The following is a 20,541-nucleotide window of genomic DNA, read 5'->3' as shown; positions in this document are numbered from 1 at the left end:
GTTAGTCTATGCTCAATAAGAAGGGTAACTTAATGATTACCAGATATTTTTAGTTAAAATGAACTCGGGAAGAATAAAGGTTTAAGTGTGGCACGCACCAAGTTGGTGCCTTAAAACGAAAAGCGCGCCAATATGACGCGCTCAAACTAACAGCAAGGCGATGAAAGCTATTAGAATTCAACACCTTCATCTAGCGTAACAAAGATAGAATGACGCACTTCGTTATACATGGCTTTCGAGCAGTGACCTTCACCTTCAGTATCTTCCAGCAAGATAACATCACCAGAACCAAACACATGGCGTTCGCCGTTAGAAACCGTAAACTCTGCGCGGCCTTTTAAGATAAACAAAAGCTGGCGTGCTGGTGCAGGGTGCCATTTAAAGTCATAGTCTGCAGGGGTTTCCCTAAAAATGATTTTGTCGGCCCCGAACTTTTCTGACAACAAACCTATGGGCCCGCCATCCTTCAGTGGAATATCGATTTCACCAAAGTGGCTCTTGCCTTCATCGTCGTTATATATCCTTGCTATCTTCATCTTACTAATACCTGTTTCTTATCATTTAACGAATCATGCTTAAACGTGAATCTTTTGTAGGCAGAAAGCTAATCCCTAGTACTTTAACGTGCGAAGACTGTGGTGCATTACCGCTAAGCTAGCGGCAACATCATCTGTGGTGATAGACTCAGCCGGATGGTGACTAATACCACCCTTACAGCGTGTGAATAGCATAGCAACAGGGCATATTTCAGCCATTGCCATTGCATCATGCCCTGCACCCGAGGCCAGTACTTTGGGTTCTATCCCAGCTTCAGTTACCCCTTTAAGCAATGTATTTTGAAGCGCACTATCACAATGAACCGCTGGCGCACTGTGCGTTTGCTCTGTTTTTAATTCCACATTGCGTAGTACAGCAATGTCGTTGATTTTCTGCAAAATCTCTGCCAATGCGGCTTCTCTCAACGTGTCTTCTTCACTGCGAATATCTAAAGAGAATTGGCACCGGCCTGAAATCACATTAACGCCATTAGGGGCGTTCTCAATTTTACCCACGGTAGCCACAACGCCTGGACGCTGCTGACTAATAGACTCTACCGCTAAAATCATTTCGGCGCTGGCACACAAAGCATCATGGCGCATCGACATTGGCACTGTACCGGCATGGCCTGCCATACCAGTCACAGTGAGTGAAAAACGTTTTGCTCCGGCAATTGCGTTTACCACCCCTACAGGTAAGTTCTCTTGCTCTAACACTGGACCTTGCTCAATATGCAGTTCTAAGTAACCCAGCAAGTCGGTTTGTGCAATGGTGGCGCTGTTAATAGCATCAAAATCTAGCCCAAAGTTTTTCATCGCATCTTCTAGCGAAATGCCATCTTCGTCTTTTAGCCTACGCCATTCGTCTTGCCATTTGCCCGTTAACGCACGGCTACCCAATAGCGTAGTGCCAAAGCGCGTGCCTTCTTCATCACAAAAGCCAACAATATCGATATGGAAAGGGAACTGTCGACCTTCGCCGCTGAATATGGCCATTAACGTCACAGGGGCAACCACACCTAGCATGCCGTCGTATTTTCCGCCATTTGGCACAGTGTCTAAGTGGCTGCCAATAATTAAGCGAGGCGCGTTAGGCACGGCTGATGTATAGCGGCCCCAAATATTACCTACGCTGTCTTGCCAGGTCGTCATGCCGGCTTCTATCATCCAACCCGAGGTAAGTTGATTGGCCAGCTTGTGTTGTTCGGTTAAATAGCGCCTGTCTAAGCAGGTAGGGTTTTGGCTTAATGAACCTAGTGCTTCACAGCGCGCCATTACTAGCGCGGCTGCATCAGAAAACTCAGACATTCATGGCTCCCGAGTACACAGCAAGTGCAGCGTCTACGCCAGCGCCAGCCGGTAACGACATACCTTGCTTGCGTAATACAGTTTCAAGCGACTGAAGAGTATGCAACACGGCGTCTTGGCGAGCGTTATAACCCATGGTGCCTATACGCCAAATTTTACCTTTAAGAGGGCCAAAGCTGGTGCCAATTTCAATGTTGAATCGAAGTAATAAATCTTCACGCACTTGCTCGCCGTGCACGCCATCAGGAATAACTACGCCTACTACATTGCTCATTTTGTTAGCAAGGTCGCCAAAAGGCGTAAGCCCTAAAGCTTGTACACCAGCTAGCATGGCATCGCCAGCCACTTTATGGCGAGCGATAACGTTTTGTTGGCCTTCTTCAAGATGTAAAATGGCGCATTCACGGGCGCAATAAAGCATAGTTGCGGCCTCGGTGTGGTGATTTAAGCGTTCATCACCCCAGTAATCCATGATCATGCCAAGGTCGAAATAGTTAGAACGAATTTTTGGGCCACGGGCACTTTCATGATGTGCATCGCGAATACCTGCTTCTACATGATGTCGAGTACGCACTACATCTACGAACTTTTGGCTCATGGTTATAGGCGCACTGCCTGATGGGCCGCCTAAACATTTTTGTAGGCCAACTGAAACTGCATCCAACTTCCATTTGTCTACTTCCAGAGGGTTGCCACCAACCGAAGCAGTTGCATCGCAGTAGAACAGCACATCGTTGGCTTCACAAATGGCACCAATATCTTCAAGCGGTTGAAACATGGTGGTAGACGTATCGCCTTGTACTATGGCTAACAGCTTAGGCTGAACTTTCTTAATGGCCGCTTCAATTTGCTCAGGCTTAAATACTTCACCCCACGGCACTTCAATGGTGTGAACTTCAGCGTCGGCACGTTCTGCAATTTCAGCGAGTAGGTGACCAAAACGCCCGAAGATAGGCACTAGCACCTTATCGCCCGGTTCGATAGCCGACACTAAAACCGCTTCAATACCTGCGCGCGACGTACCGTCAATCAACATAGTTTGTTGGTTTTCGGTATTAAATAACGTGCGGTACAGCGCCATGGTTTCATTCATGTAGCCTGTCATTACTGGGTCGTATTGGCCAACCAGTTGTGTAGACATGGCAGACAATACACGTGGATAGCAATTAATAGGGCCTGGGCCCATTAAAAGGCGTGGTGGAGGTGTTAATGGTGCAAAACCAGTCATAATAGGCTCCTAAATAAACACCTGCGCAAGCATGCGCAGGCCAGTAATGATGAGAACAACAGCGAAAATTTTCTTAAGTAGGCCCGCGTCTAACTTATTGGCAATGCTTGCACCAATGGGCGCAAAAATGACCGTTAGCGGAACAATACACGCAAAACCAAGTAGGTTAACGTAACCGTAGGTCGCAAACGGCGCATCAACAGGCGTAGTACCTACAAATAAAAGGGTAATGGCAGCAGGCAGCGATATAATTAGGCCCACAGCGGCTGCGGTACCTACTGCTCTGTGCGCCGGATAGTTACAAAAAGTAAGAGTAGGTACGGTAAGCGTGCCGCCACCTATACCAACCATAGAACTGAAAAAGCCAATACACGCCGCCATAATAGACTGTCCAACGCGTCCTGGTAGGCTGTTAAATAATGCATCTTTTTTGCCAACTAACATGTTGATAGCAGACAAGGTGGCAATAACACCGAACATCAAGGTTAGGAAGTTAGCGTCTAGTACCGTTACTAAGTAACTTCCGGCTAATACACCTATTAGGATAAACACAGCCCATGCTTTTAGTAGGGCAAAATCTACATTGCCTTTACTGTGGTGAGCGCGAATAGAGCTAATAGACGTGGGCACAATAGTGGCAAGTGATGTTGCAGTTGCAATCACCATTGCACTTTCAGCCGATACACCTAGCGCTTGAAATAAGAAAAACAGAACAGGCACTATAACAATACCGCCGCCTACACCTAACAGGCCAGCCAGTAATCCGGCGAACACGCCTGTACCAATTAACGATAATATTACCGTCATGTTATCGAGTAAAAACTGCATAAATTAAGGATCTCGTTGTGAAAGTGTGCTTACTAATAAATTTACGCCCAACGTAAATTATGGTGGGTTGCTCTGACTTACTTAAAAAGGGGTGGACGTCCTTTAAAAATAAGCCAAAAGCAACACACCGATAAAACGGCTTGGGGTAATTTTTGTTGTTAGATCTTATCGGTAAAAGCTTTACCGTCGCTTCGTGGATCGCTTGCTGCGCTGACTGCACCAGTAGGCGTGCGAATAACCGCGCCCGCATGGCCCATCAGTTCGTTACAAGGGTCGACAGTCACCATATCGTGGCCTCGGGCAATAAGGCTTTCGCCTACATACTCAGCTAAGTCACGCTCGGCTTTTAAGTTGTTACTTTCATCGCCCCAAGTACGGCCTAGTAACCAGCGGCCAAGGGCAATGGCTTTATCAATTGGCTGGTTGTGATAAATATGGCGAGCAAATAGGGCAGCTTGTGTTTGTGGCTGACCTTCACCGCCCATGGTGCCGTAACTCATTCTGCGCCCATCTGCTAAATCGGCAAACGCGGGGTTAAGCGTATGGAACGGCTTTAACCCAGGCTTTAAGTATTGGTTGCTAGCTGGGTCTAACGAGAACGAAGTGCCTCGGTTATTCCAAACAATGCCTGTTTGTGGGCTAACAATGCCTGAACCAAATTCCCAATAGAGCGATTGAATGTAACTTACCATTCGACCTTCGCTGTCGCACGCACCCATCCAAATGGTATCGCCTGGTTTCGCGACATGCGGCCACGGCTGCGCTTTATCTATCGAAATGTGTTTAACCATTTCATCAAGTGACGCATCGGTGAGCAAGCTCGCTAAATCAACCGGCGTACGTGAAGGGTCGGTAACGTTCGCATTTCGTGCAATAAACGCCTGTTTAGTGCATTCAATTAATAAGTGCACCATGTCGGCATCGGAAGCGCCTAAGTGCTGCACCTTGTCGTAAAGCGCTAAAATAATTAACGACGCCACACCTTGGGTAGGCGCAGGCAAGTTATACAAGGTGCCTTTGCTAGTGGTAACCGAAAGCGGCTCCACAATTTGTGCTTTGTATTGGTTAAAGTCTTCAATACGAATAGGTGAACCAGCGGCTTCCAAGTCGGTAGCCAGTTTGCTAGCGAGTTCGCCATGATAAAAGTCATCAAGCCCTGCTTTCGCTAAGTGGCTAAGTGTTTTAGACAATGCCGTCAGTTTAAGAATTTTGCCTTTTTTAAGTGCTTTGCCCTTAATTAAGAACTGATCAAAATTCGGGTCGCCGGCTAAATCGTCAAAGGTTTTATTACTGGCGTCTACTAAGCTTTGCGTAACTTCGATACCCCAATTCGCCTGGCTAATGGCGGTATCAAACAACGTATTAAGCGATAGGCCGTCTTGCCACTGGTGGCTTATTTTTAATGCTTCATTCCAACCTGCAACAGCACCGGCCATAGTAAGGGCTGATTTTCCGCCACGGCTTGGTATCGCGCTTTCGTCTTTATAAAACTCAGGGGTGGCACCTAAAGCTGCAACGCCTGAGGCATCAATGCCAATAGGGGCTTTGCCAGGCTCACTAATTAGCCAAAATCCGTCGCCACCCATACCATTCATGTGAGGGTATTCAACAGCAATAGAAGCTGCTGCGGCCACCATTGCTTCAACTGCGGTGCCGCCTTTTTCTAAAATATGTAAACCCACTTGCGATGCCGCAAAGTGAGGGGCTGTGAAGCCTATGTTATGTTTTTCACTCATTGTCTTTGTTTATCCATTTGTTATTTGGCAAGTGCGATCTTGTATCTGCGCTAAGCCCCCCATTGATCACGTCATTCTACTTCATAGTGACTACGTCAGTGTGGGCCTATGCCATTAGGCTGTCAGTATTTTTGCTAACTTAATAAGTGCAAGATCGCTGCCTTTTTTGCCTACCAGTGATAAACCACATGGAGCATTTTGTAGGGTAAATAGCGGCATATGAATTTGTGGAAGCTCTGCTAAACCTGCAATTGAGGTAAGTGCAAGCAGGGCGTTCCTATCGTTCGCTAGTGTTTCTTCGTCAGCATCGCACCGTGGTGCAATGCCGGGAGTAGTGGGTATCAACAATACGTCTACAGTTTCAAATAAGCTATTGATGTATTCTTGAAACGCCACTTGCTGCTTCTTGGCTTCTTCAACTTCTTGTTCAGAAATCGTTTCGCACCAATTTAGTCGAAGCATTATATCGTGAGCAATGTCAGGGGATGTTTCTGTTATCCACTGGCCATGTTGTTGCCAAATTTCAGCGCCTTGTAATACGCGAAAAGTCGCGGCAGTATTCAGTGCCGATAAATCTAATTCGTGTTCGGTAATCGGGGTAATAGTAAAACCCGCATTTCCGCTGTCTGCTTTTTCATTAAGTGTTTCTAACCATTTTGTGGCCAAAACACCGTGTTTAGCACTTTGTAGCAAGTGTTGAACGGCACCAATTCGTACTAAGCTTGTATTTGAGTCACTGTTGGCTACGTCGGTTTTATCTGCACCGTTTTCGTTTTGCGGTGAAGCCAATTCTTTTTGCGGAGCATCAACTAAACAAACTTGGCTGACTTTCTCTAGGGTGTCGAGATCGCGAGTCATCCAACCTATGGTGTCGAAAGACGGTGCCAACGCCACCATGTTGTCACACGGTATAGCATTATGGGTAGTACGCAGCCCCCACAACCCTTGATAGCTGGCAGGAACGCGAATAGAGCCACCTGTGTCTGTACCCAAACCAATATCAGCTAAATGTGCCGACACAGCAACGGCTGAACCTGAAGATGAACCGCCAGGAATGTGCGCAGGTGCAATGGGGTTAACCAGCTGCGGGTAATGTTTATTTTGACCGTGAAGGCTATAAGCCAGTTCATCGGTAATTGTTTTACCTTTAAATGTCGCGCCTGCATCAAGTAATTTTTCAACTGTGCTATTGGTGGCCGTTGGCACAGAATGCGTTGCCAACCAATCGGGATTCCCGGCTGCGGTTGGTAGCCCTTTAATGTGAAATAAGTCTTTTACCGCTAAAGCATAGCCTTTCAAGCTCATACCCGTTAGTTCGCCAGCTGTTGGTGTGGCACTGGCTACCGCAGAATCTGGTCTAGAATCTGAAGCGCTTTCAGCGTTTATTTTATTGTCAGCAGGGATCGAAACAAAAGGAGAAGACACGGCACATTCGCAATAGTTAAAAATATACCTCCATGAAACAATCGTTTCTCTTTGTTGTCAAGTGAAACGTTTGTTACTGGCGTGTTATATGCAACTGGCGTGTTATATGCAATATGTGCAATATGTGCAATATAAGCGATGAGCTATAGGCACTGTGTGATATGCAGTGAGATATATGCACTAGAACCGGCTACCAGATTGACTGAGGAATAATTCCTCTTCTTTAGTGCTTGTTCTGCCTAACACTAAGTTTCGGTGAGGATAACGGCCAAATTGCTCAATAATGCGAAAGTGTTTCAACTCGTAATCGTACTGCTGTTCTAACCCTGGAACCGCAAAAAGTTGAAGTGCAACATCATGTATAGCCAAAGATTCGCTATGCATAAATGGCATGTACAAAAATATACATTGCTGAGGCGTAAGGGTTTTATCGGCCTCAACACTCACCGCTTCTTGGGCCAATACTAAAGCCATGGGATCTTGCGAGAAAGCGTGAGGAGTGTCTCGGTATATATTTCGTGAAAACTGATCTAGCAATAAAATTTCCGCTAACCGGCCTGTAGGCGTAGCTCGCCAAGGCCATAGTTCACCTTGTGATGCAGCGCGGTGCAAGGTTAAAAATTGCGATGCGATAGTACGATCAAGAGCGGAATCTTGAGTAAACCACTGGGAAGGGGTTAGTTCATTAAACCAAAATTCTAAAACTCTGCTAGACTCTTCTATAACAAGGTGGGATTTATCCATTTCAACTCCAACATCAAATGCTTAGTTGCCTTTTTTACGGGAGAACAGCGCAGTTGTCTCTTTGTATCTCATGTGGCAACACGAATTGTTATACGTGCTTATTTAATAATTCGATCTACCATTCTTGCTTAAAAAGCAACCAATTAAAAGTAGTTAATATTACTTTACATGTTATTTGAAATCGTACTTTACATACTACTTTCGCTCGGAAGGCTCTAATTCATCCAGGTCGCCATACAGGCTAGTAATGGCCTTAACACGCTTTGATGCGCTGTCGCCCAAGGCAGAATACGTAAAGTTACATAGGGTAGAAACCAAGCTCATTGGGGCAGCATAACTGTCGAATGGTGCGTAGTTATCTACCTGTGAACTTAAATGATTGCCTAAATGACATACCAATAAATGCTTTACGTTATCTCGGTATACTTGCCCGGTAGGGTCGGTGATAAGAATGGTTTGGCAATGAGATAGGGTATGTAACACATGTTTAAACTGGCGAGTGCGCCTACGAAACCCAAACAAGACCACTACATCATCTTTACCTAAATCGACTAAATCTTCCCCTAAGGTTTGCCCAGGTTGAGGCAAAAGCCTTACCGAGGTGCGAATTTGCTTAAGTTGTTGGCGAAAATGCAGCGCTAATGGATAAGCGTTTCTAAACCCGATAAGTGTAATTTGTTGCGCGTTTGCCAGCTTTTCAGCAATGGCAGTAAGGGTAGCAATATCAATATTGTCGAAGGTTTGCGAAATATTATTCAATTCTTGTTCGTGCTGAAGAACCGCTGTGGTGCTAGGGCTAACAGGCACGCCCTGTTCGCGTAGGGTAAGCAACGTATTTTTTGCTTCTTGATGCGACTCAAAACCAAGCTGACGAAAAAAGCGACTTACCGTGGCTTTCGAGGTGTTGGTTTGTTCAGCAATATGAGACGTTGATTGAGTAACAACCGCAATAGGATTGCGCTGTAAATACTGAGCAATAGTTTGGCCTGAAGGCGATAAAGACGCGTAATGCTTCTCTATTTGCTTAATAACATCGTTCGAATTTTTGGCCATAGGGGATAATCTTCAACTGCTCAGTGGTGGGTGTCGCGTTCTTATAGGTTTGCACTATATTGATGCTTTTTAGCAAATAACAACAATATCGTGAAGGAATATATTTCAGCAACAGTGCTTATTTGTGTGTTATTTATACACACGAAGTGAGCGTTTATTGCCTGTTAATAAGCAAAACGTAACCGCCGTACGTTCGTCACATACTATGTCACGTGCCATCATGTTCTATTCTCACACTTTATTCCACTGTCAGAAATTCAAAAAACACGCTGCGTTTTGGTAACTTACTTATTTACGCCTAATGTATAACGCCGCAACGTAAGACTTCTATGCGAATTGGCACTATAATTTCATTATCTTTTTAAATTCACATTTCTGTCATCAATTTGCAATTAAGTAGGGGTTGTTCGTGGTAAAGCTATGGTCTGAATTGATCATCTTGTTCGTTGCACTGCCCATTGCCGTTCTTTACTGGATTAACCACGTTGCCGACTGGCTTATGCCTATTTTAGCGATCGTGTGCTTGTTTTGTTTATGTGTGCTACTGGCCGACAAACAATTCCAACGAATTCGACTATGGCATTGGGAAGATTACGGGCGTCATTTAAAAAGTACTCTTAAGCTTTTTTTACCATGGGCAAGTTTGCTTGCGCTGTGTGTTTATCTCATTAAGCCTGAGCTTTTTTTACATTGGCCGATTAACGAGCCATGGATGTGGGTAGTCACCTTATTGGTGTACCCCGTGGTGTCGGTTATTCCCCAAGAAATTATTTTTAGAACTTTCTTTTTCCATCGATATAAACGCATTCTACCTTCACGTAATGCGCGTTGGATTTTAAGTACCTTCGTATTCGGTTTGGCGCATCTGATTTACGGAAATTGGGTGGCGGTGGTTATATCGTGGTTTGGTGGTGCTATATTTGGCTATCGTTACATGCAAACAAATTCAACACCCATAGTGGTAATAGAACATGCTATTTGGGGAAGCTTTTTATTCACCATTGGCTTGGGCTCATATTTGGTGGTAGCTGGACCATAGCGTAAATCAGTGCATGAAAGTGTAAACCAGTACATAAGCCTATGCGTATCCTATCTGTAAATATGCTAAGTAGTATTAGTTATAAGTTAACTTGGTGAAACTATATTGTTTGGCTTCATCCGTGGTAAGTAACCTCATTTCAAGGAGCGAAGGTGAGCATCATCAATTCCCTAACAGCGTTTTTCAATTTAGATCTATCACATTTCGCACTAGCAAACATATTGCCCCTGGCTTTATTGGCAGCAGATACAGTTGCGCCTTCCTCTGGGGTAGAAAACTTTACCGAAGCCCAATCGGTGCTATTAGATTTATGGCATGGTTTTTTGTATCGCTTACCCGGCCTTGGTGTAGGCTTGTTAATTATGGCGCTGTTTATTATTGCAGCGGGCCCGCTATCCCGGTTGCTGCTTAAGCCGTTTTCTTTCTCTTCGCTGACTCCGCTAATTAAGTCGGTAGCGCAACGCTCTATTAGCTTAGTTATTATATTGCTTGGGGTGTATTTATTCTTGTTTATGGCAGGTTTAACGGGCTTTGCGGTGGCGGTTATAAGCGGAACTGGCGTAGTAGGGTTAATTCTTGGTTTTGCCTTTCGTGATATTGCCGAAAACTTTATTTCTAGTTTATTGCTTACCATTCAAAGGCCATTTCGAATAGGCGATATTGTTGAGATAAACGAGTTTACGGGCATTATTCAAAAGGTAACGTCGCGTGCCACTACCATGGTCGATTTCGACGGCAATCATATTCAAATACCTAACGCGACAATTTACAAAGGGGTGATTAAAAACCTAACCGCCAACCCACTTATGCGCGGTCATTTTGTATTGGGAGTAGGGTACGACGCCGATATTCGTAATGCACAGAATTTGGCAGTTGAAATAATATCGAGCCATGCAAAGGTACTTAAAGATCCTGAACCCCAAGTGTTAATAGATAATTTGGGGGCATCCACTTACAACTTAAAAGTGTATTTTTGGGTTAATGTTGAAGACACCAGCGTGCTTAAAATGTCGTCGCTGCTTATGCGCCAAATTGTAGGCCGTTTCACTGAAGAAAATATTAGTATGCCAGATGATGCCCGCGAACGTGTTTTCCCCAATGGGTTAGCCATAGTGTCTAATCAATCGGTTAGTAAAGAAGATACAGTCAATGAAGCCAGCGGTTTCACGTCGCTAAATAAACCCTTTTGTGAAAGTAAAAATACCGAATTATCAGGCACCAAAAAGCCAGCCTTAGAAATAACAGGTAAACCTGCAGAGAATAATGGGTCTTCATCGAGTCTTGCCGCATCTAAATCGCAGACCAATACATCGGATAATAGCGCTAATTCAGCGCTTGAAAACGAAAACGAAAACGAAAATGAAAACGAAGACGTTAGCAGTGAGGCCGAAGATATTAGAGAGCAAGCGAAGAAAGCCCGCGACCCTGAAAGCGGTGAAAATATTCTTTAGCTTACTGAAGATACCGTCAGTACAAGGGTGTTGAACGTTCATAACGTTTAGCCGTATTGGCTAAGCTATGCACATTAAATAATGCCAGGTTAATCTGAACCTGCCACACATGTGATAAGTAAAGCTAGGGCGCGGTGGGTGATAAATTGCAGCGCCCTAGAAAGTCTTGCCATAAGGAAACGTGGGCTTTCATTCTGGCACTGTATTGTACAAAATTATCAATAGCGTGGGTGCGTATGTGCGCTTTAAAGGGGGCGCTTAACGCGGCGTTTTCTGCCCATTGTTTCCATAAAGGTTGTAGCTGGTAGTGGTAACTATTTAGCGTGCTCGCAATGGGCTGAATTTCTTCTATAAAGTACAAGTAAAACACATTTCGAAGAATGGTGGCTTTGTCGCTTGTTACCCCATTTTTGCACTGTACGCTGTTTAGCGCAGGCGCTAACACTTGGTTCAGTGAAACTAAACGGTTGTGCAATATAGCTTGTGTTTGCCATAGCTTTGCCGGAAGCCGGGAAGACGCAATAATCTGTAATTGTTGCTCAAGCTCGCCGCTGTCGCTCGCGCTAACTTCAACGTTAACATCATTAGTCTTTTCAACAATGTTAGCGCCTTCAAAACTAGCATCTTCAAAACTAGCACTAGCAACGCTACCATCGCCTACGCTTTCACTAGTCGCTTGAAGCTTACCTTCAACCACACTTTCATGCTTCAATGTTTTTGCTAAGCCATTGATAAAGTTAAGTGCATTAACCGATGCCTTGGCATCTTTATTTTCACTTGCCTGTAATGGCGCGCCCGCCATGCTTAACCCTAGTTTCATTTCGGTACTAGTTTGAACTACGTTTGCCCATACGCTCTGATATTGAGCTTGCTTTTGTTTACGCCATTCAGCCACGGTACTAGCTATAGGGTTATCAGTAGCCTTTAATCTTGCTTCGCAATTTGCCAATGCGTTTAGTACGCGATGTTCGTACTGTAAACGCTGTGAAGGTAATTGTGTTTTACCCAATGCGGTGTTTCTTTCAGCCACTATTCGGCCAAGCTCGCAATCTTGTATGGCGTAGAATTCTCGTATATTAATATTCAACGTGGTGACGTTGTTGCCAAGTTCAAAAAGTGTTGGGTAGGTTTGAGAAGGCAGAACAAGATTGCGTCTCGCGGTTAAAGGCGGCTCGTTCTCTGACAACGGCTTATCTAACACCCTAAACAAGCGGGTGGTGTACTCATCCATGGTGTCATCAATGCTAGGCGCACCAAAACACCCTTGTAAAAAGCCAACTGCTATCACAATGCCTGCTAGTCGCATGGTGTTCACCACATTAATATACCTATGCCGACGCATTCGTGTGTAGGCTTCGGCCACCATCCACATAAATAATTTGCCCAGTAATATACTTAGCTGAAATTAGAAATGTTGCCGTGTTTGCAATATCTTCAGGGGAGCCAAGTCCGCCTAGTGGAATACTGTCTAATAACCGCTGTTTTTGATCGTGCTCTAATTCTCTTTCAGGCCACAAAATGGCGCCGGGAGCAATGCCGTTTACCCGCACCTCTGGTGCCATTTCAACCGCCAGTGAACGTGTAATAGATGCCAATGCAGTTTTAGCAAGGCCGTATACCGTATGATGTGGCAGTGGGCGGTCTATGTGCATATCAACCATATTAATAATACAGCCATGACTCGCTTTTAAGGCAGGCCACAACGCTTGCGATAAAAACAAGGGGCCTTGTACGTTGCTGCCCACTAAGCTTTGCCAGTCATTGGCAGAAATATCGCCAAGGGGGGTAGGGTAAAAGCTAGAGGCATTATTAATTAATACGTCTATACGATTTGCAGGCTGCACGCTTGAATCCGAATCTGAACCTAGTGCATGCACTGTGCTACTACCCAATGAAAAAGCATCTGGCGCAGTGGCTTGTTCAGCTAAGCGAGTAATATCCTCTAATTTACACAAGTCTGCCTGCAAACAAATAGCACTATTAGCCCTAATGTTATTTAACGAATTCACCAATGCGTTAGCGTCTTGTGCTGAATGGCCGTAGTGCACAATTACGCGATAACCAGCACTGTGAAGGGTTTTTGCCATAGTGGCACCAATGCGTTTCGCTGCACCAGTTATCAGTGCAACCGGTGGGCTTTCCTGAAACGCTAAGTCGGTAGCAGTGTCTGCATTAGCGGCTTCTTCATTCATAGTGTGGTTGTTGGCACGTTTTTGTTCGTTAGGCATTGGCAGGCACTACTCCGTTGTTCGGTGTTTTTATTCGGTATCAAATTTTGCACGGTACTAATTTTTTGCACAGCGTTAGTTTTTGCACAGTGTTAGTTTTTGTATGGGTCTACTTGCACAAGCGTGTTGGTATAAGTTTGACAGCATTTCCAATAATTTAAAGATAAGAATAAGTAAGGTTTCAGGTAAAAACAGGTGAAATTCACAAAATGTTTTTACTCAAATGCACGAAATGTGGCTAGCAAGGCATTGAAAATACCCTTACCCATTGCAAGTGCGTTTTCAGTCGTTATAATCGCCCATCGATTATCGTTTATACGGCCGGCCCAAGTATGGAAGTCGGCAAAGAGTAAACGGTCATCAAAGTTATATTGTTCATAATGCGAGTAGCGCGAATACTGCGCAAACAATGAACATAACGACATCGCTTTAACACCCAATAGGTGTTTTTAAATTTAAAGTTGCAAGTGGCGCAGAGTAGGCGTCACCACTGTAAAGGACATATCATGCCAGTAATTACCCTTCCTGATGGAAGCCAGCGCGCTTTCGACCAATCAGTTTCTGTATTAGATGTTGCCAACGATATTGGCCCAGGCTTAGCGAAAGCTACCATTGCCGGTAAAGTAAATGGCGAATTGGTAGACGCAGTAGACCTTATTGAGTCAGACGCTCAGCTACAAATCATTACCGCAAAAGACGAAGCTGGTTTAGAAATTCTTCGCCACAGCTGCGCGCATTTGTTAGGCCATGCTATTAAGCAACTTTGGCCAAACACCAAAATGGCAATTGGGCCTACTATCGACAACGGTTTTTACTACGATGTTGATATGGAAGAAAGCCTAACCCAGGAAGATATTCAAAAGCTTGAAAAGCGTATGCTTCAACTAGCTAAAACTAACTATAACGTTGTTAAAAACAAAGTTAGCTGGCAAGAAGCCCGTGATGCATTCGAAGCACGCGGTGAAACTTATAAAATGGAAATTCTAGACGAGAACATCAGTCATGATGATCGTCCAGGGTTGTACCACCATGAAGAATACGTAGACATGTGCCGAGGCCCTCACGTGCCTAACATGAAATTCTGCCAAAACTTCAAACTTATGAAAGTAGCCGGCGCTTACTGGCGTGGCGACAGCGACAATAAAATGTTGCAGCGTATTTACGGCACAGCATGGGCTGATAAAAAGCAACTTAAAGCTTATTTGCAGCGCTTAGAAGAAGCTGAAAAACGTGATCACCGTAAAATTGGTAAAACACTAGACTTGTTCCACTTCCAAGATGAAGCGCCGGGCATGGTGTTTTGGCACAACGATGGTTGGTCTATCTACACAGAGTTAGAAAAGTTTATCCGCGGTAAATTGCGTGAGTATGACTACGGCGAAGTAAAAGGCCCACTAATGATGGACCGTTCGTTGTGGGAAAAATCAGGTCACTGGGACAAATTTGGCGATGCCATGTTTACCACTGAATCTGAAAAACGTGAATACGCCATTAAACCAATGAACTGCCCAGGTCACGTTCAAATATTTAACCAAGGCTTAAAGTCTTACCGCGACCTTCCGTTGCGTATGGCTGAGTTTGGTTGTTGTCACCGTAATGAACCATCAGGTGGCTTACATGGGTTAATGCGCGTACGTGGGTTTACCCAAGACGATGCACACGTATTTTGTACCGAAGAACAGATACTCGATGAAGTAGGTAGCTGTATCGACATGGTTTACGATGCGTACAATACCTTTGGTTTTGAAAAAATCGTGGTAAAACTTTCTACTCGCCCAGAAAGCCGAGTAGGCAGTGATGAAATTTGGGATAAATCTGAAGCGGCATTGGCAGAAGCACTTAATAAGAAAAATATTGAGTTTAGTTATTTGCCAGGTGAAGGCGCGTTCTACGGGCCTAAAATTGAATTTACCCTTCATGATTGCTTAGACAGAGCATGGCAGTGTGGAACGGTTCAGCTAGATTTCTCTATGCCGGGTCGTTTAGGGTCTACTTACGTAGCTGAAGACGGCGAACGTAAAGTGCCAGTAATGATCCACAGAGCTATTTTAGGTTCACTAGAAAGATTTATCGGTATTCTTACTGAGGAATTCGCCGGACTTTTCCCGCTTTGGTTAGCGCCTCAGCAGGTGGTAATTCTAAATATTACCGATAGTCAGGGTGAATATGCACAAGAATGTGCAAAAAAACTGCAAAAAAGTGGATTTAGAGCAAAGTCGGACTTGAGAAATGAGAAGATTGGCTTTAAAATCCGCGAGCACACTCTCAAGCGTGTTCCTTATATGTTAGTTGTAGGCGATAAAGAAATGGAAGCTGGCGAAGTAGCAGTACGCTCACGACGCGGTGACGACCTAGGCAAAATGAGCCTAGAAGCTTTTATTGCCATGGCAAATCAGGAAGTGGCAGAAAAGACCATTAAATAGTTTGAGGGTTTTCGTGTATACTACACGACGGTGTTTGCTTATCAGTACTGAATTAAAGACAGATGATGAGCAAACAGAAGAATTAAATGTTTGGAGGAATGCACATTAAAGGCGCTAATAACAAGGCTCAGGGCGACAAAGCCCGCATAAACGATGAAATTAAAGCCAAAGAAGTACGCTTAATTGGCAAAGACGGTGAGCAAGCCGGCATTGTGACGTTAGCAGAAGCGACGAAACTTGCTGAAGAAGCCAGTCTTGATCTAGTAGAAATCAGTCCGAATGCTGAGCCGCCAGTCTGTAAAGTTATGGACTATGGCAAATTCCTCTTTGAAAAAAGTAAAGCTCAAAAAGAGCAGAAGAAAAAACAGAAGCAAATTCAGGTCAAGGAGATTAAGTTCCGCCCTGGCACTGATGAAGGCGATTACCAGGTAAAACTGCGCAACCTGCGTCGCTTTCTTGAAGGTGGTGATAAAGCCAAAGTTACGATCCGCTTCCGCGGTCGTGAAATGGCGCACCAAGAGATCGGTATTGAACTACTAAACCGTGTTAAAGCGGATTTAGAAGAGATTGCTGTGTGCGAGTCTTTCCCACGTCGTGTGGAAGGCCGCCAAATGATCATGGTGCTAGCCCCAACTAAGAAGTCGTAGTGGTCTAAAAGTTTTTGAGGTACTGCAATCTCAAAACACCCTGCGGCTAAACATTAACCGACAACCGGTAACTGCATACCCAGCGTCGATACTAACAATGCGGAGTTTTAGCAATGCCTAAAATGAAAACTGTAAGCGGTGCCGCCAAACGTTTTAAGAAAACGGGTTCTGGCCGCTTTAAAAGCAAACAGTCTCACTTACGTCACATTCTGACTAAGAAGAGCTCTAAGCGTAAACGTCACCTTCGTGGCAAGAAACTGGTTCATGATTCTGATACCAAATTGGTTCAGCGCATGTTGCCGTACGTATAGACTTAGGAGACTGATTAATGGCTAGAGTAAAACGCGGCACGGTAGCACGTGCACGTCACAAAAAAGTCCTCAAGCAGGCAAAAGGTTATTACGGTGCTCGTTCACGTGTTTATCGCGTAGCGGTACAAGCCGTAACTAAAGCTGGTCAATATGCTTACCGTGACCGTCGTCAGCGCAAGCGTCAATTCCGTCAATTGTGGATTGCACGTATTAATGCTGCTGCACGTCAAAATGGTATGTCATACAGCCGTTTCATTAACGGTTTGAAAAAAGCGTCTGTTGAAATCGATCGTAAGATCCTTGCCGACATCGCTGTACATGACAAAGCGGCTTTCAGCGCACTAGTCGATGCGGCTAAAGGCGCATTAGCTTAATTATTAACTAATTAAGTTTAAGTTCTTTCGGAAAAAGGCGAGCAGGATGCTCGCCTTTTTTCGTTTCTGGCGTTTAGTTTTTTGTTAACTGCACTATTCGTACACAGCGCGGCCCCCAAAACGGGAAACCAAAAACAGAAAAGAGCCAAGCGGTTTTAAACAGCGATTAGCTCACGGCTCTCACACGCACTTAATAGGGTGTAGACAAATTCACACCCTCACTCATATAAATATCATCATAAGCCAAGCCGCCATTACCGTATGGTTTATTAATTGGCCCTGTATTGCTGTTAGCCAAAAAGTAAATAAGTGGCAGTTCTCGTTTCATTCTAAAATTAGCATTTTCATACGCTAAGGTTTGCTGGCTGAACTCGCCACCTTTCACGTACACACTATAAACTTGCCCACCATTTTCGACCGTGGCGTTATTAACCACATACCAAATTTCGTACCATTCGCCCACCGTAAGAGGCTGTGACACTTTATTGTCAGCATTTTTTACACTGGCGTATTGGCGGTATTTATCTGTACTGTCTATTTTTACCATTAAGCTACCGTCGTTCTTATACCCGTTCGATTCGTACTTATCGGTAACTCTTAGGGTAGGTTCAAACGCGTTGTAACCATGTTTAATTATGTCGGCAGGGTGCATGTTGCTAATGCCAAAGGCATGGTTGTTAGGAAATCGCTCAACTCGAATTTTGGTATAAAACGTATAGGTATCGCCCACGTTTACAGGTACAGGTAGTGCTTTGAAGCTTAGGGCTTTTCTATTTCCCACAATGCCGTCAGCTGCAGGCTTTTTAATTAAATAGCCGTTGTTAGCATTGGGTAGAGTAGGGGAAGTGTTTGTATCGGTACCTTTGCCTAAGGTTGCGCCTGAATCTGCCCGAGGCTCGTGAAATTTAATTTCAGTTACTTGGGCGTTCTCTACATAAGGTTTAGTGTCATTTTGCGTATCGGCTAATTGCCAACCATTTAGCGATTCCTTATTAAACGTATCAATTACTAACCAAGGTGATGGAGTTTGTGTAGGTAATAAGTAACAAGCAGTGAGTAAAAATGACGTACTAACCAGTAATAGGTACTTCATTAAGTGCCTTAAAATGTAATGGGTGTCACTTATTTATACACTCAAGGAGCGTAAAACTACAATTAAAATGGCCTCCAATAGTACGTTGAAGAATGAACTGGCAAGTACCTCATGTATTTAAATATATCGTCAACAGAAACAAAAAAGCCTCAACACGTGGTGTTGAGGCTTAGATTAGGTGTATCAAAATTTTACAGTCTTGAACTGATAAACTTGGAACTCACCAAATTTAAACTGATAGTGTTAGTAAGCGTTCTTATTCGCTAACCCACCAAATACCGTCATAAAGACAATTTTAATATCGAACCAAACAGACCAGCGGTGAATATAATCTAAATCGTACTCTACCCGTTGTACCATTTTATTCACTGTCTCTGTTTCGCCACGTAAGCCATTAACTTGCGCCCAACCGGTAATACCAGGCTTCACCTTATGGCGAAGCATATAACCAGTAATAAGCTTACGGTATTCTTCGTTGTGCGCTACGGCATGAGGGCGGGGGCCAACAATCGACATTCTGCCTTGTAGCACATTAATAAACTGTGGCAGTTCATCAATAGAAGAGCGTCGCAAAAAACCACCAATTTTAGTTAAGCGAGCATCATTCTTAGTGGCTTGTTTAACCACAGCACCGTTATCTTGCGTAGTCATAGAGCGAAATTTGTAAACGGTAATCTGCTTTCCATCTAACCCGTAACGCTTTTGTTTGAAAATGACAGGGCCCTTAGAGGTAAGCTTTACCGCTGCAGCAATGCCCAACATTGGGATAGCCAGCATGATTAAAATTAGAATACTTAATACAATGTCTTCAAAGCGTTTTAAAATGTCGCTAGCACCTTGGAATGGGGTGTCGTACACACTTAACGCTTGTACAGAACCAATCGACTGCCAGCGGGCATTTAGCAGGTTGTACATAAAGAAATTAGGAATAATATAAACGTTAGCCGTTGTGTCGCTGCATTTTTCAAGAATGTGGCGAATACGGCTCTCTGCACTCATTGGCAGAGCTATATATATGTAATCCACTTCATTGCGCTTAGCCATTTCAATGGCCGACTCAATATTGCCTAATACTTGGTTTCTAAACTCATGAGGCAATCTGTCTTCACTTCTATCGTCAAACATTCCTAAAAAGCGAATGCCTAAATGTTCATTTGAAACGATTTGATTGGCCATATTGTAACCCAATTGACTTGCACCAATGACAATCGATTTTCTTGAGTTTAATCCGCTGCGGCGAAGGCGAAAAAGAAATTTTCGCATTACGTAGCGCCAAGCAAGTACAACAACGAATGAAGATGCAGCCCATAATAAAACGCCAGGAGGCGTAATTCTTAGATCGCCAAAGAAAAAGAACCCGAAAGCGGTGGTAGACAACATGCTAAGGGCCCACGCTATAGCAGCTGCACGAAGCATTTCATTCGTTCTGTGGCCACGCCAAGAACGGTAGAGCTCTACAAATTCACCAGATAGTTGGAAACTAATAACAAAGACAAAAAGAAATAGAAGGCTGCCAGCGGTTACTGGGCTATGGTAATAAAACGCTGAAGCGTAATAAAGTAAGGTCACTAAGCATAAATCAATAAGCCTATATATGGTTGAGAAACCACTTTGGTTCCTAACGATAAGCCCGCCAGAAGCATTGGGTTCAACCTCGTGAGATTTGAGGACTTGGTTAGGTGCTACTTTATTATCCATGTAAGTATCTCTAAGAAATAAAAGTTCACGCCGACTTCAATTGTCAATAAAGCAAAAGACCACTGCGTTTATTATAAGCTTTAGCTTAAATTACTTTTTAAGCTGGTATTAAAGCTAAAGCAAAATGTGTACCGGAAAGCTCTTGAAAAATAAAATTGAAAACAGGAAGAGGAGGTTAACCACGCCAAGCTTACAAAAAGCTAACTAAGCGATATTACCACTCTTTCAGCTTAACTATAGTAGTATAAGCAAGTTGTAATTTTATTACAAAACTATTGAAAGCAATTATTTAAATGATATTGTAAGATGGTTAATTATCTTTATACTGCGTGCCATAAATCTATTAACTTTCAACCTGAAAATTTTGTTCTAACGGGGTTGAAAAGTTGCCTCAACTTACAGGTAAGCCCTTAATCTAG

The 20,541-nt window shown here is 43.9% G+C and carries 19 protein-coding genes; 6 read left to right on the top strand and 13 right to left on the bottom strand.

The window, feature by feature from the left end; translation table 11 throughout:
* Window positions 1-170: 170 nt before the first annotated feature.
* From AVL57_RS07440 to AVL57_RS07405, 8 genes are all read right to left on the bottom strand, one after another.
* Window positions 171-536: an AraC family ligand binding domain-containing protein gene (locus tag AVL57_RS07440; protein ID WP_013784606.1), complete on the bottom strand. Its 366-nt coding sequence runs from the start codon at window positions 534-536 to the stop codon at window positions 171-173.
* Between the two features lie 75 nt (window positions 537-611).
* The gene (locus AVL57_RS07435; protein ID WP_057792582.1) at window positions 612-1,844 is read right to left on the bottom strand and encodes an allantoate amidohydrolase; all 1,233 of its coding nucleotides are present in this window, start codon (window positions 1,842-1,844) and stop codon (window positions 612-614) included.
* Window positions 1,837-3,072, bottom strand: coding sequence for a (S)-ureidoglycine--glyoxylate transaminase (gene pucG / locus AVL57_RS07430; protein WP_057792580.1), 1,236 nt, complete (start codon window positions 3,070-3,072; stop codon window positions 1,837-1,839). The genes AVL57_RS07435 and pucG overlap by 8 nt, the downstream gene beginning before the upstream one ends.
* Before the next feature lie 9 nt (window positions 3,073-3,081).
* Entirely contained in the window at window positions 3,082-3,900 is an 819-nt protein-coding gene (locus AVL57_RS07425; protein WP_057792578.1) for a sulfite exporter TauE/SafE family protein, read from the bottom strand.
* A 158-nt stretch (window positions 3,901-4,058) separates the two neighbouring features.
* Complete coding sequence (locus AVL57_RS07420; protein WP_057792576.1) at window positions 4,059-5,636, bottom strand: gamma-glutamyltransferase family protein; 1,578 nt, start codon at window positions 5,634-5,636, stop codon at window positions 4,059-4,061.
* Between the two features lie 114 nt (window positions 5,637-5,750).
* A complete protein-coding gene (locus AVL57_RS07415; protein ID WP_057792573.1) occupies window positions 5,751-7,061 on the bottom strand; it encodes an amidase in 1,311 nt (436 codons plus the stop codon).
* Window positions 7,062-7,241: 180 nt separating this feature from the next.
* Window positions 7,242-7,805, bottom strand: a complete 564-nt coding sequence (locus AVL57_RS07410; protein WP_057792572.1) for a DUF924 family protein — start codon at window positions 7,803-7,805, stop codon at window positions 7,242-7,244.
* Between the two features lie 195 nt (window positions 7,806-8,000).
* Entirely contained in the window at window positions 8,001-8,858 is an 858-nt protein-coding gene (locus AVL57_RS07405; protein ID WP_057792570.1) for a MurR/RpiR family transcriptional regulator, read from the bottom strand.
* Window positions 8,859-9,267: 409 nt separating this feature from the next.
* Here AVL57_RS07405 and AVL57_RS07400 point away from each other — a divergent pair, with 409 nt between their 5' ends.
* A complete protein-coding gene (locus AVL57_RS07400) occupies window positions 9,268-9,897 on the top strand; it encodes a CPBP family intramembrane glutamic endopeptidase (protein WP_057792568.1) in 630 nt (209 codons plus the stop codon).
* A gap of 152 nt (window positions 9,898-10,049) precedes the next feature.
* Entirely contained in the window at window positions 10,050-11,348 is a 1,299-nt protein-coding gene (locus AVL57_RS07395; protein ID WP_057792565.1) for a mechanosensitive ion channel family protein, read from the top strand.
* 124 nt (window positions 11,349-11,472) lie between these two features.
* On the opposite strand, the gene AVL57_RS07390 is transcribed toward AVL57_RS07395, so the two are convergent.
* From AVL57_RS07390 to AVL57_RS07380, 3 genes are all read right to left on the bottom strand, one after another.
* Window positions 11,473-12,654 carry a DUF3080 family protein gene (locus tag AVL57_RS07390; protein ID WP_167542081.1) on the bottom strand — a complete coding sequence of 394 codons (1,182 nt, stop codon included), beginning with the start codon at window positions 12,652-12,654 and terminating at the stop codon, window positions 11,473-11,475.
* A gap of 22 nt (window positions 12,655-12,676) precedes the next feature.
* Entirely contained in the window at window positions 12,677-13,540 is an 864-nt protein-coding gene (locus AVL57_RS07385; RefSeq protein WP_082605048.1) for an SDR family oxidoreductase, read from the bottom strand.
* Window positions 13,541-13,791: 251 nt separating this feature from the next.
* Window positions 13,792-14,001, bottom strand: a complete 210-nt coding sequence (locus AVL57_RS07380) for a hypothetical protein (RefSeq protein ID WP_057792561.1) — start codon at window positions 13,999-14,001, stop codon at window positions 13,792-13,794.
* Window positions 14,002-14,082: 81 nt separating this feature from the next.
* Between AVL57_RS07380 and thrS the strand changes: the two genes are divergently transcribed.
* From thrS to rplT, 4 genes are all read left to right on the top strand, one after another.
* The gene (thrS, locus tag AVL57_RS07375) at window positions 14,083-15,999 is read left to right on the top strand and encodes a threonine--tRNA ligase (RefSeq protein ID WP_057792559.1); all 1,917 of its coding nucleotides are present in this window, start codon (window positions 14,083-14,085) and stop codon (window positions 15,997-15,999) included.
* 98 nt (window positions 16,000-16,097) lie between these two features.
* Complete coding sequence (infC, locus tag AVL57_RS07370; RefSeq protein WP_126873690.1) at window positions 16,098-16,646, top strand: translation initiation factor IF-3; 549 nt, start codon at window positions 16,098-16,100, stop codon at window positions 16,644-16,646.
* A 113-nt stretch (window positions 16,647-16,759) separates the two neighbouring features.
* Window positions 16,760-16,957 carry a 50S ribosomal protein L35 gene (rpmI, locus tag AVL57_RS07365; RefSeq protein WP_012518091.1) on the top strand — a complete coding sequence of 66 codons (198 nt, stop codon included), beginning with the start codon at window positions 16,760-16,762 and terminating at the stop codon, window positions 16,955-16,957.
* Window positions 16,958-16,974: 17 nt separating this feature from the next.
* On the top strand, window positions 16,975-17,331 hold the full coding sequence (gene rplT / locus AVL57_RS07360) for a 50S ribosomal protein L20 (RefSeq protein WP_013784592.1): 357 nt from the start codon (window positions 16,975-16,977) through the stop codon (window positions 17,329-17,331).
* 190 nt (window positions 17,332-17,521) lie between these two features.
* On the opposite strand, the gene AVL57_RS07355 is transcribed toward rplT, so the two are convergent.
* Window positions 17,522-18,424 (bottom strand): hypothetical protein, encoded by a 903-nt coding sequence (locus tag AVL57_RS07355; protein ID WP_057792557.1) that lies wholly within the window; start codon window positions 18,422-18,424, stop codon window positions 17,522-17,524.
* Window positions 18,425-18,667: 243 nt separating this feature from the next.
* A complete protein-coding gene (locus AVL57_RS07350; RefSeq protein ID WP_057792555.1) occupies window positions 18,668-20,122 on the bottom strand; it encodes an undecaprenyl-phosphate glucose phosphotransferase in 1,455 nt (484 codons plus the stop codon).
* Window positions 20,123-20,541 lie beyond the last annotated feature (419 nt).

Source organism: Alteromonas stellipolaris (assembly GCF_001562115.1).
GTDB classification, from domain to species: domain Bacteria; phylum Pseudomonadota; class Gammaproteobacteria; order Enterobacterales; family Alteromonadaceae; genus Alteromonas; species Alteromonas stellipolaris.
Note: the sequence above shows the minus strand (reverse complement) of the source record. Positions and strands in the feature narration are given on the sequence as shown.